At 72.8% G+C, this 25663-nt stretch carries 17 protein-coding genes; 9 read left to right on the plus strand and 8 right to left on the minus strand.

Features of this window, described 5'->3' with window-relative positions:
* Nucleotide 1: 1 nt before the first annotated feature.
* On the minus strand, nucleotides 2-5059 hold the full coding sequence (locus MOPEL_RS02520) for an Lhr family helicase (RefSeq protein ID WP_083841700.1): 5058 nt from the start codon (nucleotides 5057-5059) through the stop codon (nucleotides 2-4).
* Between the two features lie 223 nt (nucleotides 5060-5282).
* Between MOPEL_RS02520 and MOPEL_RS16390 the strand changes: the two genes are divergently transcribed.
* Nucleotides 5283-5519 carry a DUF3046 domain-containing protein gene (locus tag MOPEL_RS16390; protein WP_040632419.1) on the plus strand — a complete coding sequence of 79 codons (237 nt, stop codon included), beginning with the start codon at nucleotides 5283-5285 and terminating at the stop codon, nucleotides 5517-5519.
* Between the two features lie 83 nt (nucleotides 5520-5602).
* Here MOPEL_RS16390 and MOPEL_RS17020 read toward each other — a convergent pair whose 3' ends face one another.
* Nucleotides 5603-6592, minus strand: coding sequence for a universal stress protein (locus MOPEL_RS17020; protein ID WP_009481284.1), 990 nt, complete (start codon nucleotides 6590-6592; stop codon nucleotides 5603-5605).
* 359 nt (nucleotides 6593-6951) lie between these two features.
* Here MOPEL_RS17020 and recA point away from each other — a divergent pair, with 359 nt between their 5' ends.
* From recA to miaA, 4 genes are all read left to right on the plus strand, one after another.
* Nucleotides 6952-8013, plus strand: a complete 1062-nt coding sequence (gene recA, locus MOPEL_RS02535) for a recombinase RecA (protein WP_169316268.1) — start codon at nucleotides 6952-6954, stop codon at nucleotides 8011-8013.
* Nucleotides 8014-8181: 168 nt separating this feature from the next.
* On the plus strand, nucleotides 8182-9099 hold the full coding sequence (locus tag MOPEL_RS18285) for a regulatory protein RecX (RefSeq protein WP_009481286.1): 918 nt from the start codon (nucleotides 8182-8184) through the stop codon (nucleotides 9097-9099).
* A 267-nt stretch (nucleotides 9100-9366) separates the two neighbouring features.
* Nucleotides 9367-10896, plus strand: coding sequence for a tRNA (N6-isopentenyl adenosine(37)-C2)-methylthiotransferase MiaB (gene miaB / locus MOPEL_RS02545; RefSeq protein ID WP_009481287.1), 1530 nt, complete (start codon nucleotides 9367-9369; stop codon nucleotides 10894-10896).
* Nucleotides 10897-10949: 53 nt separating this feature from the next.
* Entirely contained in the window at nucleotides 10950-11891 is a 942-nt protein-coding gene (gene miaA / locus MOPEL_RS02550) for a tRNA (adenosine(37)-N6)-dimethylallyltransferase MiaA (protein ID WP_009481288.1), read from the plus strand.
* Nucleotides 11892-12024: 133 nt separating this feature from the next.
* Here the strand turns inward: miaA and MOPEL_RS02555 are convergent, their stop codons facing one another.
* Genes MOPEL_RS02555 through MOPEL_RS02565 form a run of 3 tightly spaced genes read right to left on the minus strand, consistent with a single transcriptional unit; the run spans nucleotide 12025 to nucleotide 15033 of the window.
* The gene (locus MOPEL_RS02555; protein WP_009481289.1) at nucleotides 12025-12873 is read right to left on the minus strand and encodes an ABC transporter ATP-binding protein; all 849 of its coding nucleotides are present in this window, start codon (nucleotides 12871-12873) and stop codon (nucleotides 12025-12027) included.
* A 26-nt stretch (nucleotides 12874-12899) separates the two neighbouring features.
* The gene (locus MOPEL_RS02560; protein WP_009481290.1) at nucleotides 12900-14024 is read right to left on the minus strand and encodes a FecCD family ABC transporter permease; all 1125 of its coding nucleotides are present in this window, start codon (nucleotides 14022-14024) and stop codon (nucleotides 12900-12902) included.
* Between the two features lie 7 nt (nucleotides 14025-14031).
* Nucleotides 14032-15033 (minus strand): ABC transporter substrate-binding protein, encoded by a 1002-nt coding sequence (locus tag MOPEL_RS02565; RefSeq protein WP_009481291.1) that lies wholly within the window; start codon nucleotides 15031-15033, stop codon nucleotides 14032-14034.
* Nucleotides 15034-15758: 725 nt separating this feature from the next.
* Here MOPEL_RS02565 and dapF point away from each other — a divergent pair.
* Complete coding sequence (gene dapF / locus MOPEL_RS02570; protein ID WP_009481292.1) at nucleotides 15759-16667, plus strand: diaminopimelate epimerase; 909 nt, start codon at nucleotides 15759-15761, stop codon at nucleotides 16665-16667.
* Between the two features lie 122 nt (nucleotides 16668-16789).
* On the opposite strand, the gene MOPEL_RS02575 is transcribed toward dapF, so the two are convergent.
* Entirely contained in the window at nucleotides 16790-17425 is a 636-nt protein-coding gene (locus MOPEL_RS02575; protein ID WP_009481293.1) for a class I SAM-dependent methyltransferase, read from the minus strand.
* Nucleotides 17426-17590: 165 nt separating this feature from the next.
* Here MOPEL_RS02575 and MOPEL_RS02580 point away from each other — a divergent pair, with 165 nt between their 5' ends.
* On the plus strand, nucleotides 17591-18241 hold the full coding sequence (locus MOPEL_RS02580) for an SDR family oxidoreductase (RefSeq protein ID WP_009481294.1): 651 nt from the start codon (nucleotides 17591-17593) through the stop codon (nucleotides 18239-18241).
* 119 nt (nucleotides 18242-18360) lie between these two features.
* On the opposite strand, the gene MOPEL_RS02585 is transcribed toward MOPEL_RS02580, so the two are convergent.
* Entirely contained in the window at nucleotides 18361-20373 is a 2013-nt protein-coding gene (locus MOPEL_RS02585; RefSeq protein WP_009481295.1) for a hydantoinase B/oxoprolinase family protein, read from the minus strand.
* A 1-nt stretch (nucleotide 20374) separates the two neighbouring features.
* Nucleotides 20375-22438 carry a hydantoinase/oxoprolinase family protein gene (locus tag MOPEL_RS02590; protein WP_009481296.1) on the minus strand — a complete coding sequence of 688 codons (2064 nt, stop codon included), beginning with the start codon at nucleotides 22436-22438 and terminating at the stop codon, nucleotides 20375-20377.
* A 216-nt stretch (nucleotides 22439-22654) separates the two neighbouring features.
* Here MOPEL_RS02590 and MOPEL_RS02595 point away from each other — a divergent pair, with 216 nt between their 5' ends.
* Both MOPEL_RS02595 and hflX read left to right on the plus strand, forming a co-directional pair.
* Nucleotides 22655-23986: a PucR family transcriptional regulator gene (locus MOPEL_RS02595; RefSeq protein ID WP_009481297.1), complete on the plus strand. Its 1332-nt coding sequence runs from the start codon at nucleotides 22655-22657 to the stop codon at nucleotides 23984-23986.
* A 151-nt stretch (nucleotides 23987-24137) separates the two neighbouring features.
* The gene (hflX, locus tag MOPEL_RS02600; RefSeq protein WP_009481298.1) at nucleotides 24138-25619 is read left to right on the plus strand and encodes a GTPase HflX; all 1482 of its coding nucleotides are present in this window, start codon (nucleotides 24138-24140) and stop codon (nucleotides 25617-25619) included.
* Nucleotides 25620-25663: the final 44 nt, after the last annotated feature.

The raw sequence follows: 25663 nt of genomic DNA on the forward strand, positions 1-25663 counted from the left end.
GTCACGACCTCCTGATCCGCAGACCCTGGGGGCTCGTGTGGAACCCCGCGTCGAGGAGGGCGTGGGCGAGGGGGTGCGTCGAGCCGAGCGCCTGCTCTGCGTCGATCGTCACGACGGTGAGCCGTTCGAGAGCGCCCCGGCGGACGGCGTCGGCGAGCGCCTCACCGGCGAGCACCCACGCCTGCCCGTCGGCGAGGCCGTCCTCCGACCACGACGCAGGCGCGGCCTCTGCGCCCGGGCCGGCGGCCGGGGATGCGGCCTCGCCCTCCGTGTCGCGCGGGAAGGTGAGGACGGTGCGGCCACCACGTTCGAGGAAGCACGCCAGGGCGCCGTCGACGAGGACGACGAGGCCGCCCGCCTTGCGGCCGGGGCGGTGACCGGCCTCGCCGCGGTCGGGCCAGGGGAGGGCGGCGCCGTAGGGGTTCGCCGGGTCCGTGGCGGCGAGGAGCACGGCGCGACCGCTGCCGTCGCGTGAGTCCTCACCCACGCCCCGCGCCGAGGCACGGAGCCGGTCGACCGCTCCCGCGGAGGCGAACTGGGCCGCGCCGAGGTGCTCGACGAAGTAGCCGCGACGCACCGCGCCGGTGTCCTCCGCAGCCGAGAGCACCTTGTACATCGCCGAGAAGGCTCCCTCGACGCCCTCGGCCTCGACGGATCCGCGTGTGAGGACGCCGTACCGGTCGAGGAGGACCTCGGCAGTGGCGAGGGTGCGGGCCGTCGCGTCGGGTTCGACGGCGGGGAGCAGGGTCCACCGACCGACGCCGCGGGGTGGGGTCGTGCGGTGCGGGGTCGCGACCGAGCGGGAGCCGAGCGCGCCGATGCCGCGGCGGCCGAGTCGTGCGGGGCCGGGGCGGCGGCGACTCTTGTGTGCTCCGTGACCGCCCGCGAGCAACGCCCGGACGGGCGCGAACGTGTCGTTGGAGAGCCGCCCGCCCCACACGAGTCGCCACAGCGCGTCGAGGACGGCGTCGTCGCCGGTGGCCGTGGCGTCGGCATGCAGGGCGTCGAGGAGGCCGGGGAAGAAGTACCCCCCGCCGGAGCCGAGGAGGTCGAGCACACGCGCGTCGAGCGAGGCCTCCGGCCCGGCCGCAACGCCGTCGGGCGTGGCGTCGTCCGTGGGGGCCGCGAGGGTGAGCGGCGCGGTGTCGGCGAGGTGGAGCGACACCCACCCGTCGTCGCCGGCGATCGTGCCGTGCCCCTGCCACAGCACGTCCCCACGGGTGAGTGCCTCGTCGAGCATGGCGGGGGTGTAACCGACGACCCGGGAGGGGAGGACGAGGGATTCGAGGGCACTCGCGGGCACCCGCGCCCCCGAGAGCTGTTCGACGGCGCGAAGGAACCCGGCCGGGCCGCGCAGCGTGGGGTGGGGGTCGCCGACGTCGTCCGTGACGCCCTGCCACGCGGCGGTGAACCGGGCGAAGTCACGGGGGGAGGCCGGTTCGACCTCGGCGCGGAGCGCGGCGAGACTGCGACGTCGCAGGCGGCGGAGGATCTCGGCGTCGCAGTGGTCGATGCCGCTGCCTGCGGGGCGCAACTCGCCCTCGACGATGCGGCCCGCGGACACGAGGCGGCGCAGCGCGTCGCGGACGACGGCGGTGCCGAGGCCGAGGCGCGAAGCGAGGTCGGCGGCGGAGAAGGGGCCGTGACAGCGGGCGTAGCGGGAGACGAGGTCGCCGAGCGGGTCGGGCAGTGGTTCGAGGAAGACGTCGGGCACGCCCGGTGGGACGGCGACGCCGAGCGCGTCGCGCAGGCGTCCGGCGTCCTCGACGGCGGCGCGGTGGGGCACTCCCGCGATCCGGACCTCGACGAGGCGGCGCGCGTCGGTGAGGGTCGTGAGGAACGCGGGCACCTCGGCGCGTGCGTCCTCCCTCGTGCGGGCCGTGATCTCGGCGTCGGTGAGCGGCCCGATGCGTCGCACCATGTCGGCGACGTCCTCGGCGTGCCGGCACATGCGTTCGGGGTCGAGGTACTGGAGTTCGCGTTCGGTGGCCTCGACGATGGCCGGATCGAGGAGGTCCCGCAGCGAGGCGCCCTCGCCGCGGCCGAGGAGCTCGGCGAGCAGGGTCGGGTCGAGGGCGAGCGCGGCGGCGCGGCGTTCGGCGAGGGGCGAGTCGCCCTCGTAGAGGAACTGTGCGACGTATCCGAAGAGGAGGCTGCGGGCGAAGGGCGAGGGGTGCTCGGTGTCGATCGACACGAGCGAGACGCTCCGGCTGCCGACGGCCCGCATGAGCTCGACGAGGCCCGGCACGTCGAAGACGTCCTGGAGGCACTCGCGCACGGCCTCGAGGACGATCGGGAACTCGGGGTAGCGCGAGGCGACCTCGAGGAGCTGGGCCGCCCGCTGCCGCTGCTGCCACAGGGCCTGACGCCGGCCGGGGTCGCGGCGGGGGAGCAGCAACGCCCGCCCGGCGCACTCCCGAAACCGGGAGGCGAACAGCGCCGACCCGCCCACCTGGTTCGTCACGAGGTCGGTGACCTCGTCGGGGTCGAGGGTGACGAGGTCGCCGATCTCGGCGAGCACCCCGGCGGCGTCGGCCTCGAACTCGAGGTCGGGCAGACGCAGCACGATGCCGTCGTCGCCGTGCATGGCCTGGACGTCGACGCCGAACCGTTCCCGCATGCGGGCCGAGATGGCGAGCGCCCACGGTGCGTGCACCTGGGAACCGAAGGGGGAGTGGATCGCGATCTGCCAATCGCCGATCTCGTCGCGGAACCGTTCGAGGACGATCGTGCGGTCGCTCGGCACGACGCTCGTCGCCTCCGCCTGTTCGCGCAAGTAGGCGAGGAGGTTGTTCGCGGCCCACTCGTCGAGCCCGGCGGAGCGCGCCCGCTCGTGGGCGGCCTCGGCCGGCATCGCGCTGATCTCGCGGACGAACGCGCCGACCGCGCGGCCCAGTTCGAGCGGGCGGCCGAGGGTGTCGCCCTTCCAGAACGGCAGCTTTCCCGGCTGCCCCGGCGCGGGGGAGACGAGCACCCGGTCGTGGGTGATGTCCTCGATGCGCCAACTGGAGGTGCCGAGGGTGAACACGTCGCCGACGCGCGACTCGTAGACCATCTCCTCGTCGAGCTCCCCGACGCGGCGGCCGGGGCCGTCACCGGCGAGGAACACCCCGAACAGCCCTCGGTCGGGAATCGTGCCACCGCTCGTCACCGCGAGGCGCTGCGCGCCGGGGCGGCCGGTGAGGGTGCCGGTGAGGCGGTCCCACACGATGCGGGGGCGCAGCTCGGCGAACTCCTCGCTCGGGTACCGCCCGGCGAGCATGTCGAGGACGGACTCGAAGACCGTGGGTGAGAGGTCGGCGAACGGTGCGGACCGGCGGAACAGGGCGAGCGCGTCGTCGACCGACCACGCGTCGAGCGCGCACATCGCGACGACCTGCTGCGCGAGCACGTCGAGGGGGTTGGTGGGGATGCGCAGGGCCTCGATCGCCCCCTGGCGCATCCGTTCGACGACGACCGTGGTCTGGACGAGGTCGCCGCGGTACTTGGGGAAGAACACCCCGGTCGACACGGCGCCCACCTGGTGTCCGGCACGACCCACGCGCTGCAGGCCGCCCGCGACGCTCGGCGGCGACTCGACCTGGACGACGAGGTCGATCGCGCCCATGTCGATGCCGAGCTCGAGGCTGCTCGTCGCGACGACCGCGGGCAGCCGCCCGGCCTTGAGCGCGCCCTCGATCTCCGACCGCTGCTCCCGGCTCACCGAGCCGTGGTGGGCCCGGGCGAGCACCGGGACGTCCGGGTCCGAGCTCCGCGACGCCCCGGCCTGGGCCATGATCTGCGCGGGCGGACGGCGCCGCAGGTCGGCGATCGCCCGGGACAACGGCACGGGATCGTCCGGGTGGTCCTCGTCGAAGGCGTCGCCGTCGGAGTCCGTGTGCAGGCCTTCGCCGGTGTCGCCGTCGGCGCGGTGTCGTGCGCCGCCCCCGCTGCTGCCTGCCCCCTCGTCCTCGGCGAGGTCGCCCGGCTCGTCGAGGTCGTCGGCGTCGTCGGCGTCGACGGCCTCCGGTCGGGAGAAGAACGCGGCGGCCTGCTCCTCGGCCTGCGCGGCCAGGCCCTCGGTTGCGGCGGCCTCGAGGCGTTCCTCGTGGATCTCGTTGAGCCGCGTGGTGAGTCGCTCGGAGAGACGGCGGGAGTTCGCGAAGACGAGCGTGGAGTGCTGGGCGTCGATGAGGTCGACGAGACGTTGCTCGACGTGCGGCCAGATCGACGTGCGCTGCTCCGCGCCCGCCGCGGCACCGGAGAGGTCGCCGGTGACCTGTCCGAGGGCACCCATGTCCTCCACGGGGACGACGACCTGCAGGTCCCACTGCTTGCGTGACGGGGGCGCGACCGTCGTCACGGGGCGTCCGCCCGCGAGATAGCGCGCGACCTCCTCGAGCGGCCGCACCGTGGCGGAGAGACCGATGCGCTGGGCGGGGGAGGGCAGCAGCGCGTCGAGGCGGTCGAGGCTCACCGCGAGGTGGGCGCCGCGCTTGGTGCCGGCTAGCGCGTGGATCTCGTCGATGATCACCGTCTCCACGCCGACGAGCGATTCGCGCGCCTTGGAGGTGAGCAGCAGGAACAGCGACTCCGGCGTCGTGATGAGGATATCGGTGGGGCGCCTCGCGAACGCGCGCCGTTCGTCGGCGGGGGTGTCGCCCGAGCGCACCGCCACGGTGACGTCGGGCTCGGGCAGCCCGAGGCGCCGCGCCGCGTGCCCGATGCCGACGAGCGGGGAGCGCAGGTTGCGTTCGACGTCGACGGCGAGGGCCTTGAGCGGTGAGACGTAGAGCACCCGACAGCGCTTCTGCGGCTCCGGCGGCGGACTCGACGCCAACCGGTCGAGGGCGAAGAGGAACGCCGACAGCGTCTTTCCCGAGCCGGTGGGCGCGACGACGAGCGTATGGTCGCCGCCGCTGATCGAATGCCACGCCCCGGCCTGCGCGGCCGTCGGCTCACGGAACGAGGCCGTGAACCACTCCCGCGTCGCGGGGGAGAACCGCGTGAGGACGTCGACGACGGGCGCGTCGACCTCGGGCGCCTCGTCGGACTCGGGGGAGTGAGGGGTTTCGTTCATGACACCGCACAGCGTGCCACCGACGACCGACAACCGTTCGCTCGACGCGCGACCTCGTGCGATGCGTGCGCCGAATGTGAGACCGCCTCTGCCGGGGGAGGCAATGGCCGCGGGCCGGGAGGGGTGGGAACGGGCGAGCGTGAGGCCGACGGCCGGTCGGGCGGACGCGCGAGGACGTCGGGCGGTCGGCGCCGGCGGCCCGGCGGTCTGCTTGACTCACGGGGTGAGGGAAAGCGAATTCTGGATGCTCATGGACGACGAGTTCGGCGAGGCCTACGCCGCCGTCGTCGCCCGGTCCCAGCACATGGGTGCGCTCGACGGCCGCACCGCGCAGGAGGCCGTCGACGCGGGCGTGCCGCCGCGCCGCGTGTGGGAGGCCCTGTGCGACCACATGGGGATCCCGCCGGTACGGCGCCTCGGCAAGGACCGCCCGCTGCGCCGCGGTCCCGTCGACGAATGAACGCACGCCCTCCGGCCGTGAGGCCGGAGGGCGTGCGTTCGTCGTGCGGCGAACCGGGGCCCGGAGGTGCGTCGAGGTGGAGGTCAGGTCCGCAGCCGTGACACGACGGCGACGGGGCAGGAGGCCTCGGTGAGCATGTTCTGACTCACCGAACCGAGCATGAGCCCGGCGAAGCCGCCCCGGCCGCGGGAGCCCACGACGAGCAGATCGGCGTCGCGTGCCGCGTCGAGGAGGGCCTCGGTGGCGCGCGCACGATCGACGCGCGTCTCGAGGACGACGTCGGGGTAGTCCGCGGGCACGTCGCCGATCGCGGCGCGCATCCGGGACTCGTACCCGGAGACGACCCGTTCCCACTCGGCGGACTCGGGCGTCGTGACGACGACCCCGTCGACCACCTCGAGCCACCACGCGGTGACGGCCGTGACGCGTCCGGAGGGCGCCGCGCAGTCGAACGCGAACCGCACCGCGCGCTCGGAGTCGCGGGAGCCGTCGGCACCGACGACGACGTGGGCCGAACCGTGGGTGCGGTCCTGCTCGGCGTGGTCCTCGCGGATGACGACGACGGGGCACCGGGCGTGGGAGGCCGTCTGGAGGGAGACCGTGCCGAGGACGGCGGCGGTGCGCCGACTCCGGCCTCGGGTGCCGACGACGAGGAACGCCGCCCGGTCGCTCGCCGCGACGAGCACCTGGGCCGGTCCTCCCCACGGGCGGGAACACGTGATCTCGATACCAGGGGCGACGCGCTGGGCGAGTTCGCACGCCTCCCGGAGGATCGTCTTACCGCCGTCCTCGAGGGCCTCCCACGGGAGGGCGCTCTCGACGACACCGGTGGGAAGGGCGAAGGACTCACGGGCGCACAGCAGGTGGACGGGGAGGCCGCGGGAGGCCGCCTCACGGGCGCCCCACGCGAGGGCGGCGTCGGCGGCAGGAGAGCCGTCGACGCCCACGACGACGCAGCCCTCGGGGACGTCGGCGATCTCCTCGACGGGGGAGAGAGGAGCGGCGTCCGCGCCCGTCGCGGGTGGCGGAGTGTCGGAACCGGGCCGGGGAGCAGGAGTCTCGTGGTCGGTCATGCCCGCAGTCTCGACCACGTCGCGGTGACCGGCCAGGGCCCAAGTGCCCGGCCTCGACGAGGCCGGTGACTCGAGAGACGTGGTCGACCGACGCGCCGAGGGCGGGTGTTCCGCTTCGAACATGCGTTCGGTATGGTCTCCCCAGGCGGTGCCCCCGTCGGTCAGTCCTCCACAGCTCATCGCCGTGGGGAGAGGGCTGTCGGTGGCCCCGTCTAGCGTCCGACCCGAGACGTCGAGCACGACACACGACACCGCACGACGCCCGGGTTGCCGGTGGGCGCGCCCGATTCGACACGACAGAAAGCAGGTGCCCGGCCATGGCCGCATCGAACACCTCCACCAACGCCGACCAGAAGGCGATGGACCAGCGCGTGAAGTCCCTCGACACCGTGATGGCGCAGATCGAGAAGAACTACGGCAAGGGCGCGGTCATGCGTCTGGGTGACGACGTTCGCCCGCCGATCGGCACGATCCCCACGGGGTCGGTCGCGCTCGACATCGCCCTCGGTATCGGTGGCCTCCCGCGGGGTCGCATCGTCGAGATCTACGGCCCGGAGTCCTCGGGTAAGACGACGGTCGCGCTCCATGCGGTCGCCAACGCCCAGAAGGCCGGGGGTATCGCGGCATTCATCGACGCCGAGCACGCCCTCGACCCCGAGTACGCCAAGAAGCTCGGCGTCGACACCGACGCCCTCCTCGTCAGCCAGCCCGACACGGGTGAGCAGGCCCTCGAGATCGCCGACATGCTCATCCGCTCCGGCGCGCTCGACATCATCGTCGTCGACTCGGTCGCCGCGCTCGTGCCCCGCGCCGAGATCGAGGGTGAGATGGGTGACTCCCACGTGGGTCTCCAGGCCCGCCTCATGAGCCAGGCGCTCCGCAAGCTCACCGGTGCCCTCAACAGCACCGGCACGACCGCGATCTTCATCAACCAGCTGCGCGAGAAGATCGGCGTGATGTTCGGGTCTCCGGAGACGACCACGGGTGGTAAGGCGCTCAAGTTCTACGCGTCGGTGCGTCTCGACGTGCGCCGCATCGAGACCCTCAAGGACGGCACGGAGCCGGTCGGCAACCGCACCCGCGTCAAGGTCGTCAAGAACAAGGTGAGCCCGCCGTTCAAGCAGGCCGAGTTCGACATCCTCTACGGGCAGGGCATCTCCCGCGAGGGTGGCCTCCTCGACATGGGCGTGGAGCAGGGCTTCGTGCGCAAGTCGGGTGCCTGGTACACCTACGACGGTGACCAGCTCGGGCAGGGCAAGGAGAACGCCCGTAACTTCCTCAAGGACAACCCCGAGCTCACGGACGAGCTGGAGCGCAAGATCCTCACCAAACTCGGCATCGGCAAGTACGCCCAGCAGGCGGAGGCCGACGCCGCCGCCGAGGAGCAGGCGGCACCGGCCGAGCCCGCGGTTGCGTTCTGAACCGATGACGTCCCGCTCTGATCGGGTGCCCGCCGGTGCACGGTGGGTGCCGTGACGGGTTTCGGTCGGCCTTGCACGGGTCCGGCAGCCGAGGAGCCGCCGGACCCGGCGTTCGACCCTGCCGATCCTTGGGTGGCCGCCGATGGTGGGGCGAGCACCGACGGTGTCGTGAGCGCAGAGACCCCCGAGCAGCGTCTCGCCCGGGCCCGGGCGGCCCTCGCCGCGGCGGAGGCGGCGGCGACGGAGTCCTTGCCCGCGGAGTCGCGTGGCGGTTCCCGTCGTCGCGGGGCCTCCGCCCGTCGTGGTGCCGGTGGTTCCGGGGACGGACAGGAACCCGCGGGCCGCGCCCGCAGATCCGACCGAGGGGGACGCCGCACCTGGAGCCGTTCCGTCGGTCGCCCGTCGCGGCGTCCCACCCGGTCGGAGAACGGTGAGAACGACGCCCGCGAGGAGGAGATCGACCTTTCCTCCTGGCCCGGTGCGGGCCCGCCGCCGGAGTGGGTTCCCGAGGTTCCCACCGCCGCGGCGGACGACGCCGGCGGCACGACGGCTCTCGAGACCGAGGCAGTCGACGCGTCCGGCGAACCCGACCTCATGGACGAGCACGAGGAGGAGGCCCGCGTCCGCCAGATCGTCCTGCGTCAGCTCGCGATGGCGCCGCGGAGCAGGGCCCAGCTCGAGGACAAGCTCGCCGAGCGGGACGTCGACGCCGAGGTCGCCGACGCCGTCCTCGACAGGTTCACCGAAGTGGGTCTCGTCGACGACGCCGCCTTCGCGGAAGCTCTCGTGCGCTCCCAGCAGGAGTCTCGCGGGCTCTCCCGCCGCGGCCTTCGACACGAGCTGCGCAAGAAGGGCGTCGACCCCGAGACGGCCGAGGGTGCCCTCGCCGCCGTCGACACCGAGAGCGAACGCGCCCGGGCGGAGGAGCTCGTCGCCGGTCGTCTCCGCCGACTCCACGGACTGCCGCGAGAGGTGCAGATGCGGCGCCTCGCCGGGTTCCTCGCCCGCAAGGGCTACCCCGGTGACCTCGCCTTCGCCGTCATCCGCGAGGCCCTCGACAACGCCGAGGAGCACGCCCGTGACTGAGCCCCGGCACCCCCAGGTCACGGGCGCCGCCGCATCGCCAGGATCGCGCCCCGGCCGCCCGACGGGTCGAGCAGGGACGAGAGTCGGGACCAGTGATCCGAACGAGGGGCAGACCGGGCCCGGCCGTCGACGTCCTCGTCCCGGGGTCGCCCACGACGACGGCCGCTCCGCTGCCCCCTCACCGGCCCCGTCGTCCCCGCCTGTGCGGGGGTTCCGCTCCCGGGCGGGACGGCACCACGCCGCACGCGCCGTACCCTGGAGGACGCGATGACGATTTCGAACCTCCCCAAGACCTATGACGTGCGCACCCACGGGTGCCAGATGAACGTCCACGACTCCGAACGCCTCGCCGGCCTCCTCGAGACGGCCGGCTACGTCGACCTGGCAAGCATCCCCGCGCCGGCACGGCCCGAGGTCGCCGACGTCGTCGTCTTCAACACGTGCGCGGTGCGCGAGAACGCCGACAACAAGCTCTACGGCAACCTCGGCCAGCTGCGTCCCGCCAAGACCCGCAACCCCGAGATGCAGATCGCCGTCGGTGGCTGCATGGCGCAGAAGGACCGTGACACGATCGTCCGCAAGGCCCCGTGGGTCGACGTCGTGTTCGGCACCCACAACATCGGATCCCTGCCCGCGCTCCTCGACCGGGCCCGCCACAACAAGCGCGCCGAGGTCGAGATCCTCGAGTCGCTCGAGACGTTCCCCTCCACCCTGCCCACGCGGCGGGACTCCGCCTACTCGGGCTGGGTCTCCATCTCGGTCGGCTGCAACAACACGTGCACGTTCTGCATCGTGCCCAGCCTGCGAGGCAAGGAGCAGGACCGTCGCCCGGGCGACATCCTCGCCGAGGTCGAGGCGCTCGTCGCCCAGGGCGTCGTCGAGGTCATCCTGCTCGGGCAGAACGTCAACTCCTACGGTGTCGAGTTCGGCGACCGACAGGCGTTCTCCAAGCTGCTCCGCGCCTGCGGCGAGATCGACGGGCTCGAGCGGGTGCGCTTCACGAGCCCGCACCCGGCGGCGTTCACCGACGACGTCATCGACGCGATGGCCGAGACTCCCAACGTCATGCCGAGCCTCCACATGCCGCTGCAGTCGGGTTCGGACAAGGTCCTCAAGGACATGCGCCGCAGCTACCGCAGCACCAAGTTCCTCCGCATCCTCGACGCCGTGCGTGAGCGCATCCCGGAGGCCGCGATCACGACCGACATCATCGTCGGCTTCCCCGGCGAGACGGAGGAGGACTTCGAGGCGACCCTCGACGTCGTCGCCCGGTCGCGCTTCTCGAGCGCGTTCACGTTCCAGTACTCGATCCGCCCCGGTACGCCCGCGGGGGCGATGGAGAACCAGATCCCCAAGGCCGTCGTGCAGGAGCGATTCGACCGTCTCGTCGCGTTGCAGGACGAGATCTCGTGGTCGGAGAACCGCAAGATCGAGGGCCGGGAGGTCGAGGTCCTCGTCGCCCCGTTCGAGGGCCGCAAGGACATCGAGACCGCCCGCATGTCGGGCCGTGCGCGCGACAACCGGCTCGTCCACTTCGCGCTGCCGGAGGGGCTGCCCGAGTCCGAGCGTCCGCGTCCGGGCGACGCCGTCACCGTCGCGGTGACCTACGGTGCGCCGCACCACCTCGTCGCGGATTCCGCGGTGCAGGGCGGCACGTTCTCGGTCCGCCGCACCGCCGGTGGCGACGCGTGGGCGGCAAGCCAGGACAACCCCGTCCCGGGTCGCCCCGCGGTCTCGCTCGGGATGCCCTCGCTGGGCCGCCCGACGACGCCCGCCCCGGCGCCCTCCTGTCGGTGAGCGGGCACGGTGACGTCCCTGCCGCGAGGCGAACGCCGGCCCAAGGGCCGGCCGTGAGCGTCGACGACCACGGGCGGACGCCGACGCTCGTCGCGGTCGTCGGCGCGACGGCGACGGGCAAGTCCGCCCTCGCGCTCGACCTCGCCGAACGGCTCGGCGGCGAGATCGTCGGCGCGGACGCCTCGCAGCTCTACCGGGGCATGGACATCGGCACGGCCAAGGTGCCCGTGGACGAGCGCCGTGGCCTGCCTCACCACCAGATCGACGTCCTCGACATCGACGAGGATGCGAGCGTCGCCGCCTACCAACGCCATTGCCGCGAGGACGTGGGCGGGATCGTCGCCCGTGGACGACGACCGATCCTCGTCGGCGGCTCGGGTCTCTACGTGCGGGCCGCGGTCGACCATCTCGAGATCCCCCCGACCGACCCCGCCGTCCGCGCCCGGCTCGAGGCGGAGGCCGCCGAACTCGGCACCCCGACGATGCTGGCGCGGTTGCGCGAGGTCGACCCCGTGGCCGCGTCGCGGCTCGAACCGAACAACACGCGGCGCATCGTCCGCGCCCTCGAGGTCGTCGAGCTCACCGGGCGGCCGTTCTCGGCGACGATGCCCCGGCGCGAATACCTGCGTCCGACACTCACGCTCGGGCTCGCCCTCGACCGCGCCGTCCTCGACGAGCGCATCGCCCGACGCACGGCGGGGATGTGGGCCGACGGCCTGCTCGACGAGGTCGCGGCGCTCGTGGGGCGGGGCCTCTCAGGCACTCGTACCGCCTCGCGGGCCGTCGGCTACCGCGAGGCTCTCGCGGAGCTCGCTGGGCGCATGACGCGGAGCGAGGCGATCGAGGCGACGACGACCGCGACGCGGCGTCTCGTCCGGCGGCAGGAGAGCTGGTTCCGCTCGGATCCCCGCATCCTCTGGCTCGACGCCGCCGCCCCCGACCTCCTCGACCGGGCGCTGCGTGCCGTCGCCGAGCACATCGCCGACCCGGTCTGAGCGGGCGCCCGGCGTACGAGCCGGGGAACGAGGCAGCGCCTCGCGGCAGGGCGGCAGGGCGGCACGGTGGCTCGGCACGACGACTCGGGTCGACACTCGCCGGGGTCGGCGGCGTACCGGCGGATCCGACCCGTCAGGCGGGAAGGACGACGAGGCGGCCGGCGATGCGGTGCACCTCGAGGGGGGTGCGGTAGACCCGGGAGAGGGTCTCGGCGGTGAGGACCTGCTCGACGCTGCCACGGGCGGCGACGACGCCGTCCTCGAGAAGGACGAGACGGTCGGCGTACCGGGCGGCGACGGTGAGGTCGTGGATCGCGACGACGACGGTGAGGCCGTCGCGACGGCGGAGGTCGTCGACGAGGCCGAGGACACCGGCGGCGGTGCCGATGTCCAGGGCGCTCGTCGGCTCGTCGAGGAGGAGGACGGGCGTCTTCTGGGCGAGTGCGCGGGCGAGGGCGACACGCTGGGACTCGCCGCCGGAGAGCTCGATGACGGGCCGTGCCTCGTGGCGGCGCAGGTCGAGGCGGTCGAGGACGTCGTCGACGACGCGGCGGTCGTTCTCGGACTCCCTCCCGAACGCTCCGAGGTGCGGGGTGCGGCCGAGGAGGACGTACTCGGCGACGTTCATGCCGGGCGGGAGGATCGGCGTCTGCGGCATGACGGCGACCTCGCGCGGTCCGACGGGTCGACCGGACGGCACGGTGACGACGCCCTCGGCCGGGATGAGCCCGGCCAGTCCTCGGAGCAGGGTCGACTTGCCGGAGCCGTTGGGTCCGATGAGGGCGAGGAACTCCCCGTGCCCCACGTCGAGGTCGACCCCGCGGACGACCTCGCGCCGGGCGCGTCCCGATCCGAGGTGGATGCGCAGCTCCGAGGCGGTGAGGGCGGGCGTCCCCTGCGCGCCGGCGGTGGTGCCGTCGCGACCGGGGGAAGACGTGGGCGTCGCCGCGGCCTCGTGCGGGTCGTGCGCCCAGTGCGCCACGCGCGGTAAGGCGTCCTCGGCGGGTCTCACGGCGCACCTCGGCGACGACGCATGAGGACGAACCCGAAGAACGGGGCGCCGACGAACGCGGTGATGACGCCGATGGGGAGCTCGGCGGGGGCGACGAGGGTGCGGGCGCCGACGTCGACGACGAGGAGGAACGCGCCGCCGAACACCCCGGCGAGGGGGAGGATCGCGCGGTAGGAGTGGCTGGCGACGAGGCGGACGACGTGGGGGATGACGAGTCCGACGAAGCCGATGAGGCCGCTCACGGAGACGGCGGCCGCGGTCATGAGGGTGGCGGCCACGACGACGACGAGACGCACCCGTGCGGCGTCGACGCCGAGGGAGCGGGCCTCCTCGTCGCCGACGCGGAGGACGTCGAGGCGGCGTCCGGAGGCGAGAAGCACGGCCGCAGAGAGGACGAGGTAGGGCAGCACGGTGAGGACGCCGGACCAGCCGTCGGTGGTGAGGCGCCCGAACATCCAGCCGAGCACCTCGCGGGAGCGGACCTGGTCGAGGCGTTGGAGGAGGAACGTCTGGACGGCGGAGAAGAGGGCGGCGACGGCGACGCCGGACAGGAGGAGGGTCGCGGGGTCGGCGAAGGAGCCCCGCGCGACGAGGGCGGAGGCGAGGACGGCGAGGAGCGCCCCGGCGAAGGCCGCCATGGGGACGGCGGCGAAGGGTCCGACGGAGAGGTCGAGTCCGAATCCGAGGGCGAGGACGGCGCCGACGCCGGCGCCGGCGGAGACGCCGAGGAGGTACGGGTCGGCGAGCGGGTTGCGGAAGACGCCCTGGTAGGCGGCCCCCGCCATGCTCAGGGACGTGCCGACGAGGACGGCGAGGATGCTGCGGGGCAGGCGGATCTGCCAGAGGACCTGCGCCTCCGGGCCTTCGAGGACGCCGGGCAGCGAGACACCCGGCAGGGCGTCGAGGAGGGTGCGGACGACGGCGGACACGGGCAGCCCGGCCGCGCCCTGGGAGACGCTGAGGGCGAGGGCCGCGAGGACGGCGAGGAGTCCCGCGACCAGGGGGAGCGCGGGGACGCCGAACGCCCGGGACAGTGCGCGGGGTGCGCGCTCGTCCCGGGCGGGGGCGTCACCGGTGCCGCGGTGCGGGGTCCGGCGGGCGGGTGCCTGCGTCGACGGCATGCGTCGGTCAGCGGGCGGTGGCCGTGGCCGAGCTCGTCGCCGGGGCGGGGGAGTCGGTGGCGGACGTGGACGCCTTCGTCATCGCGTCGGCGATCGTCTCGACGAGCTGGGGCAGGCGCGGTCCCCACCGGGAGGCGATGTCGGCGTCGACGGTGACGATGTTCCCGTTCTTCACGGCGGCGACGTCGGCCCAGCCGGGGCGCTTCTTCACGTCGTCGGCCGTGTAGTCGACCTGGTCGGTGATGACCATGAGCTGCGGGTCGGCCTTGACGACGGCCTCCTCCGTGAGCTGCGGGTAGCCCGTCTTGTCCTTGTCGGCGGCGTCGGCGATGTTCGTCGCGCCCATCTTCGTGTAGATGGATCCGAGGAAGCTGTGCGAGCTCGCCGAGTGGTACTGGGAGTCGAGCTCGTGGTAGATCCGCACCGGCTTGTCGGGGGCCTTGGCGAGGGCGGTGGCGATGTCGTCGCGCATCGTGCGGACGACCTGCGCGGTCTCGTCGGCGTGGCCGGTGGCCTGGCCGAGGACGGCGATCTCGTCGTAGCCCTGGTCGAGCGTCGTGGGTGCGGGGGAGAGGAACACGGGCACGCCGAGCTTCTCGAGCGCGGCGGCGGTGCCGCCCGTGTCGTTCGACATGACGACGAGGTCGGGCTTGTACCCGGAGATGGCCTCGACGTTCGGCTCGAAACCGCTGAGGTCGGTCTTGGGTGCGTTCGCGGGGTAGGTCGAGTACTCGTCGGCGGCGACGACCTGGGTGCCCGCGCCGATGGCGAAGAGGGACTCGGTGGCCGACGGCGACAGCGACACGATGCGCGTCGGCTGCTTGTCGAGGGTGACCTCGCCGAGCGGGGTGTCGACGGTGACGGGGTACGTGACGTCGGAGGTGACCGCGGCGGTGCTCGTGCCGGGGGTGGGCGTGGACCCGGCGGACGGGGGCGCGTCGTTCTGGGACGAGCAGCCGGCGATGACGAGCAGCAGGGCGGTGGCCGCGGCGAGGGCGACTGGGCGCAAGAGATCCTCCTCGGGGATCGAGGCGGGGCGTGCCCGCCGGTGCGTCGAGGAGGACCGGCCGGAGAAGGGAGCCGGACGTCGCCCGGTCTGCCGTGTGTCCGAACCGCCCCAGACCTCGAGAGCGTGGTGATCGGGTGTCGGCGAAGCTCGACCGGACTCGTCCGCGCGCAGGCCGTGTGGCTCGGGCGGCGTCACCGTTGCGGGTCAGTGCCGGGATCTACCGGACTTCGTCCCGCCGACCCGACCACCGTAGCGCGCGCACGCAAGGTTGCTCCCTGGGACCCGACCGCGCCCTCCCCGCACACGTCGCTTCGACCCGGGTGTCAGCCCCGTGACTCCTCCAGGCACCAGGCGTGGTCGTCCTCGACGTCGAACCGTCCCCAAGTTCGGTGCGCAGGCGACGGAACGCCTGCTCCATGCCGTCGGCGTACGCCTCCCGCTCGACCGCGTCGGACCAACCCGTGTGGGGGTCGAACCGGGCGAAGAGATCGCCGCACCTGGACAGGAGATCCGTGAGGTCGGCGGACAGCCGAGGTCGGACGGCTCCAGCGGGTAGTCCTCCCCGCCGGTCTCCCAGAGGGGTCAGCGACGACCGTAGTCGTGGGAGAACCGCACCACGCGCGTCGGATCCGCCTGTCGCAGGGGGCCCCAGCGTGGGTCGGCCGGTGCGAACGCGTCTCGCATGGCGAACTGCTGCCGTCGGCGGCGGATGTCAGACTTCCCCCGTGAGCATCGAGAGCGCCCCCACCCGCCCCGCCGTCCCCTTCACCAAGGGCCACGGCACCCAGAACGACTTCGTCCTCGTCCCCGACCTCGACGGTGCGCGCGGGCTCACCGATGCGCAGGTGCGGTTCCTCGCCGACCGGCGCGGGGGCATCGGCGGCGACGGGGTGATCCGGGTCGTGCCCACACGGTGCGCCGAGGAGTCCGAGGTGCGCGCCCTCGCGGACGAGGCGGAGTGGTTCATGGACTACCGCAACGCCGACGGGTCGCGGGCGGAGATGTGCGGCAACGGGACTCGCGTCTTCGTCGCCTACCTCCTGCGTGAGGGGCTCGCCTCCGGCCCGGAGGCCGCGATCGCGACGCGCGCCGGCGTCAAGGTGGCCCGCGTGTCGGAGGGGGAGAACGGTGAACCCTCGTACGCGGTCGACCTCGGACCGTGGCGTGTCACCCACGCCGACACGGTCGGCGCGCAGGGGTACGACACCCTCGTCGCGCTTCCCGGCCTCGAACCGCTGCCCGGCATGAGCCTCGACCTCGGCAACCCACACGTCGTCATCGCCCTGCCCGACACGGCCGACCTCATGGACCTCGACCTCACGACCGCGCCCGTGCTCAACCCGGCGCCGGAGTCGGGTGCGAACGTGGAACTCGTCCAGCCCCTCGGCCCGGGGCACCTGCAGATGCGCGTCCACGAACGGGGCGTGGGGGAGACACGCTCCTGCGGCACCGGTGCAGCGGCCGCCGCGCTCGCGCTCATGACGTGGAGCGGCGCACCGCACGACAACGAGGTGTGGCGCGTCGACGTCCCGGGCGGCACCCTGCACGTCCGCGCCCTGCCGGGGCAGCGTGTCGAACTCGCCGGTCCCGCCGTGCTCGTCGCCGACGGCGTCGTCGAGACGCCCCGCGACTGACGGACGCGGCGTCCCCGCCCTCACGGCTCTCACGCCCGGTCGACACGCCACGCCCCCGGAGGATGACGTCGTCGACCCGACTTCGCGCGGCGCCACGGCCCGGGGAAGCGGGAGGTCGTGCGTCAGGCGCCTTCGGTGGGCGGGGTGAGGTGGCGGTGGACGGCGAGGACCCGGAACCCCTTCGCCGAGGCGATCCGCGCGGTCGCGAACTCGGGCCCGAGGGTGCCGCCGAGCCAGGCGTGGAGGGAGTCGGCGCCGAGGTTCTTCTGGACGACGAGGTAGGCGGTGCCGCCGCGTTCGAGGCGCGGGATCCAGCGCAGGAGCATCTCGTGGAGGGCGGCCTTGCCGACGCGGATCGGCGGGTTAGACCAGATCGTCGCGAACGTCACGTCGTCGGGCACGTCGTCGGGGCCGACGGCGTGGATGCCGGTGAGGTCGTGGCGGGCCGCGTTGCGGCGCAGGAGGTCGAGGGCGCGGTGGTTGACGTCGACACCCCATACCCGCGCCTCGGGGGAGAGCGAGGCGAGCGTGAGCGTGACGGGTCCCCACCCGCAGCCGAGGTCGAGGAGGTCGCCGTGCTCCGGCGGGTCCGGCACCGTCCGGAGAAGCACGGACGTGCCGAGGTCGATCCGGTCGGGGCAGAACACCCCCGGCGCGGTCTCGACGGTGAGAGGGCGCCCGGCGATGGGGACGGTCAGCTCACGTCGCTGGTCGGCGCTCGCGGGGTCGGCGGTGAAGTAGTGCTCCTGCTCGATCACACCGCCGGAGCCTAGCGGGCCACACGGGTGGGGCCGTCCCGGCGCGCACGGTGGAGCATCCGTCCGGGGCCGGAGACCTTCGCGGCCAGGTGCCACCGGGAATGCCCCTCCCACGGGTGGCGTTGGTGTCGAGGTCAGTTCCCTCGTCGACTCCTGGAGGTCCCCATGTCCCGCATCGTCGTCATCGGTGGTCACGGCAAGGTCGCGCTGAGGCTCGCGCCGCAGCTCGTCGAGGCGGGCCACGAGGTCGTCTCGGTGATCCGCAACCCCGAGCACACCGCCGAGGTGGAGAAGACCGGCGCGCAGGCCGAGGTCGCCGACGTGGAGTCCCTCGACGTCGCCGGTATCGCCGAGGTCCTGCAGGGTGCGGACGCGGTCGTGTGGTCCGCGGGCGCGGGCGGTGGCTCCCCGGAGCGCACGTACGCCGTCGACCGTGACGCCGCGATCCGTTCGATGGACGCCGCCGCGCAGGCCGGCGTCTCCCGCTACGTCATGGTGTCGTACTTCGGCGCGGGGCCCGATCACGGCATCGACCCCGAGAACGGCTTCTACGCCTACGCGGAGGCGAAGGCCGCGGCCGACACGCACCTCAAGGGCACCGACCTGGCCTGGACGATCCTCGGCCCGAGCGCCCTCACCCTCGAGCCCGGCACCGGCCGCATCGAGACCGGCGAAGGCGTCTCCGGCAGCGAGGTGAGCCGCGACAACGTCGCCGCCGTCGTCGCCGCCACCCTCGCCGACGACTCGACGATCCGTCGGGTCATCGAGTTCAACGACGGCGACACGCCCGTCGCCGAGGCGATCCACCAGGGCTGAGCGCCGTCCGGCGACCTGGGCCGGACACACGCCACACGCGCACCGAAACGGGCCGCGAGACGGGGAGACCCCCTGTGTCACGGCCCGTTCGTGGGCGGTCCGGCGTGTCGGGCCGTCGGTCAGTCGGTCCAGGCCTTCGCGCTGCGGCGGACGAACGCCTCGCGGTACTCGCGCGTCGTCTCGGGGAGGAGCTCACCGGTGCCCCAATCGACGATGACGGCGTAACGGCGGACGAGGTCGAGGGTGTCGAGCTCGCCCTCGCAGTACCGGCGGGCGACGTCCTCCGGGTCCTCCTCGATCCACCCACGGCGGGAGGCGCGGATCTCGTCACGGAGGCGGGTCGTCGCGTCGCTGTCGAGGCGGTACTCGTCGAGCTCGGGGTCGATCGCCTCGACGACCACGCCGTAGTCCTTCGCGGCGCGGTCGAGGGAGACGTACCCGTCGATGACGTCCTCGAGCACCTCGGCGGGCTCCCGCTCGAGCGGGTCACCGAATCCGCCACCACCGGCGGAGGGGCGGACGAACGAATCTCCCGGCCCGACGGGGACGGAGGAGAACACGCTGCCGAGGAACCTCTCGTCCTCGGTGTCCTTGTTGAGCCACACACCGTGCGGGTTCGACGGCAGGCCGCCTTCGAGGCCCCACGTGATGGAGCGTGCGCGGTCGCAGCAGTACGAGATGACGGTGCGTTCGGCGTCGGTGAGCGTGCCACCCTTCTCGATGCCGACGCCGCCACGGTGCTTGCCGGGGCCGCCGGAGTCGGTGGCGATGGCGTGGCGGGTGGTGAGGACGGGGGAGAGCCGCTCCTGGCCCTCGACGGGCTGGACGGCGAGGCCGACGCCGAAGACCGGCGCGGACGTGCCGGATCCGTCACGGCCGCTTCGGCCGCCCCAGCCGCCGGCCATCCAGTCGTACCACATGAAGTAGGGCTTCTCGGGGGAGCGCGCGTCGCGGCCGCCGACGAGGAGGTACTCGAGGTTGAAGCACCCCGCGAGAGCGCGGTCGGGCATGAGCCCGGACCAGATCTCGAAGATCGCGTTCATGATCTTCTCGTAGGGGCCAGAGCAGAACCCGGTCACCGCGTGGGGCCAGCCGGCGTTGACGACCGAGCCCTCCTCACCGATGTCGGCCGAGACCGCCCGGTAGAAGCCGGAGTTGAGCGGCACGTCGGGGAAGAACGTCTTGGTTCCCGCGTAGAGCGCCGAGTGGGTCGTGCCGTACCCGGAGTTGAGGAACGACGCGACGGCGGGCGCGGATCCCTCGAGGTCGTAGTGGATCTGGTCGCCCTCGATGCGGAGGGTGACGACGATGGGCACGAGGCCCTCGCCGCGGCCGGGGTCGCTGTCGAGGTAGTCGGTCGTCGTCCACTCCCCGTCGGGGAGCTCGGCGACGCGCTTGCGGACGAGGGTCTCGACGTAGTCCTGCACCTCCTCCATCGCCGCGACGATCGTGTCCTTGCCGTACCGCTCGACGAGGCGGAGGATGTCGCGCTCGCACACGGCCGTCGCCTCGGACTGGGCGTGCAGGTCGCCGAGGCTCACGCCGGGGGAGCGGGTGTTCTCGACGAGGAGCGCGGCGACGTCGTAGCGGAACGTGCCGCGGTCGAAGATCCGGATGGCCGGGATGCGGAGGCCCTCGCCGAAGTGCTCGGTCGCGTTGACGTCGAAGCTGCCCGGCACGTTGCCGCCGATGTCAGCCCAGTGCCCCTTGTTCTGCGCGAACGCGATGATCTCGTCGTCGACGAAGATCGGGCGGATGAAGCTCACGTCGTTGAAGTGGGTGCCGCCCCGGTAGGGGTCGTTGATCGCGAAGACGTCGCCGGGGTGGATGTCGTCGCCGAACTGCTCGAGGACGGCCTGGCACTGGAAGTGGAGCGTCCCGACGTGGACGGCGATGTCCTGGCTGCCCTGCATCACCGTGTTGCCCTTGGCGTCGCACAGGGCGGAGGAGAAGTCGCGGCTGTAGATGACGAAGCTGTAGCAGGTGCGGAGGATCTGCTCGCTCATGAGGTCCACGGACGTCGTGAACGCGTTCTTGAGCACCTCGAACGTCACCGGGTCGAGGGAGCGGCGGGAGGCGGCCGCGGCCGCCTCGGCGACGTCGACGGCGGGGGTGGTCGTCTGGGCGGTCATGTCAGGCCTCCTTGCGGTCGCGGGGCGCGGCGGCGTCGTCGAGGTGGATGCGGATGTTGAGCCATTCGTCGATCTCGGCGCGGGTGCCGGGCGGCACGACCGTCGTGGAGTCGAACTGGTCGACGATCGCCGGCCCGGAGAACGTCGTCCCGGCGGGGAGGGAGTCGCGGTCGTGGACCGGGGCCTCGACCCAGCCGGTCTCCTCGAACCACGCACGGCGGTGGGAGGCGGGCTCGGGGTCGGCCGTGCCGGTGCGCTCACGCTTGGGGAACGCCGGCTTCGGCGTCGTGCCGATCGCGCTGAGGCCGAGCTGGTAGAGCTCGACGGGCGCGTCGTCGCGGCGGAAGGCGAACTCGCGTTCGTGCTGCTCGTGGAACCGGGCGACGGCCTCCTCCAGCGCATCGGGGCCGGAGCCGACCTCGACGGCGAGGGAACGCCATTGGCCCTCGTACCGCATGCTGATCGACCGCTGGAGGACGGCGTTCTCGGGGCCCACCCCCTCGTGGCGGAGCCGTTCGCTCGCCTCGGCCTCGAGGGCGGTGAACGCCTCCTCGAGCTCGTCGGGGTCCACCTCGTCGGCGTCGTGGTGGAACATCGTCGTGAGGTCGTGGCGGATGTCGACGAGAAGGCAGCCGAGCGCCGAGGTCACGCCCGGGTTGGGCGGGACGATGACGGTGGGGATCGACAGCTCCTTCGCCACCTCGGCGCCGTGCAGCGCGCCGGCGCCACCGAACGCGACGAGGGCGAAGTCGCGCGGGTCGAGGCCGCGGCGGATCGAGACGAGGCGCACCGCGTCGGACATGTTCGCGTTGGCGACCTTGAGGACGGCGCCCGCCGCCTCCTCCCGCGACATGTCGAGCGGCCCGGCGACGTGCTCGTCGAGCGCCTTCTCGGAGCGGTCGCGGTCGAGGGTCTTCGCGCCGCCCGCGAGGGTGGTGCCGAGTCGACCGAGGGCGAGGTTGGCGTCGGTGTTCGTCGCCTCCGTGCCGCCCGTGCCGTAGCAGGAGGGGCCGGGGTCGGCGCCCGCGGACTGGGGACCGTTGCGCAGGGAGCCGGCCGGGTCGATCCACGCGAGCGAACCGCCGCCCGCGCCGATCGTGAGGACCTCGATGCTCGGGAACATGATCGGGTGGCCGTACTCGACCTGCCACTCCTTGGTGACGCGGAGTTCGCCGCCGTGGACGACGCAGATGTCGGTGCTCGTGCCGCCCATGTCGAGGCCGATCGCGTTGTCGTACCCGCACTGGGTCGCGATGTGCCGACACGCGATCGCGCCGGCCGCGATGCCGGAGGCCGCGAGACGGACGGGGTACTGGGAGACCATGCGCGGCGTCATCGAGCCGCCACCGGAGTGGAGCAGGAGGAGGTCGCCCTCGTAGCCGCCCTCCTCGAGCCGGTCGGCGAGGCGGTCGACGTATCCGCTCACGAGCGGGGCGAGGACGGCGTTCGCGACCGTCGTGTTGAACCGGTCGAACTCGAAGATCTCGGGAAGGATCGATGCCGAGGTCGAGATCGACGCCTCCGGCATCTCCTCGGCGAGGATCTCCTTCATCCGCTCCTCGTGGGCCGGGTTGGCGTAGGAGTTGAGGAAGCAGACCGCGACGGTGTCCGCACCACGCCGACGGAGGAGCTTGGCGAGACGCCGGGCCTCCTCCTCGTCGAGGGGCTCGACGACCTGGCCGTCGTAGTCGATGCGCTCGGTCACCTCGAAGCGGTCACGGCGACGGATGTAGGGCGGCGTGACGTCGTGGTAGGCGTCCCACAGGTCGTCCTTCGTCCCGTCGCGGATCTCGAGGACGTCGCGGAACCCCTTCGTCGTCACCATGGCCGCGGCCGGGAAACGCCGCGTGATGAGAGCGTTCGTCGCGACGGTCGTTCCGTGCGAGAAGAGGGACACGTCCGAGAGCTCGATCTGCGCGCGCTCGACGCCGGCCATGACGGCACGCATCGGGTCGTCGGGCGTCGAGGGGACCTTGCTGACGTAGGACTCCTTCGTGTCCTCGTCCACGACGAAGACATCGGTGAACGTTCCGCCGACGTCGACGGCGACTCGCTGTGGGCCCACGGGGCACCTCCTCATGAGTTGGGGTCCGGCCGAGGGGATCTCACGACGGGCGGGCCGGGCGCCTCGCTGCGTTTGGCGGCTACCTTGCCCGTGGCCCGAGCCGCTCGTCACTGGCCGATCCACGATCCGGGGTGGGATTCTTTGTGCGATCGCACAGTCGCGTCGTCCACATCCAGGTCGGGGGCCTGCGGGCGCCGCAAGGACGGAGGAGAGATGGTGGACGGGGTCGACGAGGCCGCCGAGGAGATCCGGCGGCTCCGGCGCGAACTGTGGTTCCACGGCGAGCTGCTCGCCGCGCTCGGCGACGACCGCCCACTCCAGGCGCTCATCGCTCGCCTCGGGCAGCTCGTCCGCGGCACCGCGGTGCTCTACGACGACGCGGGCCGCATCGCCGCCTCGGTCGGTGAGGGGCCGGTGCGTCTCCTCTGGCACGAGCTCGCCCATCGCGAACGTGCCTTCACGAGTCTCGACCTCGGCCGCTACCGGGTGCTCGCCTCGCCGGTCGTCATGCGCGGCGCCGGGTACTGGGTCGCCGTGGTGTCGAGGGACGCGGCGATCGTCGAGGAGGACGGTGAACCGCTGCTCCTCACGGCGCAGGGCATGCTCTCGGCGATGCGAGGCGCCCGGTCCCTCGCCCGCACGCAGGAACTCACGCGGGCGCGGCATCTCGTGACGATCCTGCGCGGCGAGGTCACGGCCGACCGCGTGCCGCAGGTGTGGCGGCGGCTGCGTGAGCTGCGGTTCACCGTCAACCAACCGCTTCGGGCGGTCGCGGCGACGCTCGTCGACCCCTCGGGCGACACCCCACGTCGCCGGGCCGATCGCCTCGAGACCCTCCACGAGCGCGCCTACCTCGCAGGTCTCCCGCTGGTCCTCGCCGACGCGCCGCCGGGCGCCCCGTCGGAGGCCGGACACCGGGAGGCCTCGGTCCTTGCGCTCGTCGGCGACGAGCCGGCACTCACGGCGTGGCTCGACCGTCTCGCGACCGCCCATGTCGTCGGCGTGAGCGAACCCTTCGTCGACCTCACGGCCGCCCCCGCCGCCTACCGCGACGCCGACATGGCGATGCAGGTCGCCCTCCTCGGTCGGGAGAACGCCCGACGGGCGGGTGTCGACGGCCGCGCTCGCGAGACGGGCCGGGCTCGCGACGGGGGATGGGCGCGTGAAGGCGGCCGTGCGGGAACGGGGCGAGAGGCGTCGGATCGGAGGAGCGTCGAGGAGGGCGCGATCGTGCGCTTCGAGGACGTCGACCTCGCTCGCTGGCTCCTGTCGAGCCGTCCCCCGTCCGATCTCGCCGAGCGGGTCCGGCGCCAGTTCGGGCCGGTCCTCGAGAACGCCGACCTCCACGAGACGCTCGTCGTCCACCTCGCGCTCGGCCTCGACGTCGGAGCCACGGCACGACGGTTGTTCCTCCACCCCAACACCGTCCGGTACCGCCTGCGCCGGATCGAGGAGACGCTCGGCGCGCCCGTCTCGTCCGCCGGGGTCGTCGCCAACGCCTACCTCGCGTTCCTCGAGGAGATCGTCCGCGTGCCCCCGCAGGAGTGACGTCGACATGGGCCCACGCCTCGCCGCCGCCGCGGGGACCGCGCCGCCCGGGCCGATCCGGCGACCGGGCGGAATGAGGACGACCCGCCCGGACGTTGACGGAGGAAAACATCTCGCCCCGACCGCGGGCGTCTGCGACCCTGAGAGGGATATGACGAACCACACCGAACGCACCAGTGCCGACATCCTGTCGGGTCGGGCGAGTGCCCTGTCGGACAGCGACGACTGGCACCTGGCCGATCCCGATTTCACCTCCTACGACGGAGACCAGTTCGAACGTGAGGAGCGCGCGGCGATGCGTCGCGTGCAGGGCCTCTCCACCGAGCTCGAGGACGTCACCGAGGTCGAGTATCGCCAGTTGCGCCTCGAGCGGGTCGTGCTCGTCGGCGTCTGGTCCGAGGGCACGCTCGAGGAGGCCGAGAACTCCCTGCGCGAGCTCGCCGCGCTCGCCGAGACCGCCGGGTCGACCGTCCTCGCGGGCGTCGTCCAGCGCCGCTACCGGCCCGACCCGGCGACGTACGTCGGCTCCGGCAAGGCCGAGGAGCTGCGTGACATCGTCGTCGCCGAGGGTGCCGATACGGTCGTCGCCGACAGCCAACTCGCCCCCAACCAGCGGCGCGCCCTCGAGGACGTCGTCAAGGTCAAGGTCATCGACCGCACCGCGCTCATCCTCGACATCTTCGCCCAGCACGCGAAGTCCAAGGAGGGCAAGGCGCAGGTCGAACTCGCGCAGCTCCAGTACCTCCTGCCACGCCTGCGTGGCTGGGGTGAGTCGATGTCCCGTCAGGCCGGTGGTCAGGTCTCCGGCGGTGCGGGCATGGGTTCGCGTGGCCCCGGTGAGACGAAGATCGAACTCGACCGGCGCCGCATCAATCAGCGCATGGCCAAGCTGCGTCGCGAGATCAAGGAGATGAAGACGGTCCGCGACACCAAGCGCAGCGGCCGTCGCGCGAACCACGTCCCCGCGGTCGCCATCGCCGGGTACACCAACGCCGGCAAGTCCTCGCTGCTCAACCGCATCACCGGCGCCGGAGCGCTCGTCGAGAACGCCCTGTTCGCCACCCTCGACCCCACGATCCGTCGCGCCGAGACGCCCGACGGGCGGGAGTTCACCATCGCCGACACCGTCGGGTTCGTCCGCTCGCTGCCGCACGAGCTCGTCGAGGCGTTCCGATCGACGCTCGAGGAGGTCGCAGACGCCGACCTGCTCCTCCACGTCGTCGACGGCTCACACCCCGATCCCGAGGGGCAGATCACGGCCGTGCGTCAGGTGCTCGCCGACGTGTGGGACGACCCGAACGACCAGCCCAAGGAGGTCGTCGTCGTCAACAAGGCCGACATCGCCGATCCCGAGGTCGTCGACCGGATCCTCCGCCACGAGAAGTACTCGATCGCGGTCTCCGCCCGTAGCGGCGCGGGCATCGAGGAGCTCCGCGCGCTCATCGCCGACGAGCTTCCCCACCAGGACGTCGAGCTCACCCTCCTCGTGCCCTACGGCCGCGGCGACGTCGTCAACACGCTCCACTCCGTCGCCGACGTCCTCTCCGAGGAGCACCTGCCCGAGGGAACACGCCTCCACGTGCGGGTGTTCTCCCACCAGGCGGAGACGTTCCGGGAGTTCGTCCCGCAGTGACGGGGCCTCGCCCCACGAACGACGTGCGCGCCGGTTCACCACGC

Origin of the sequence: Mobilicoccus pelagius NBRC 104925 (genome assembly GCF_000247995.1) — a bacterium.
GTDB classification, from domain to species: Bacteria; Actinomycetota; Actinomycetes; order Actinomycetales; family Dermatophilaceae; genus Mobilicoccus; species Mobilicoccus pelagius.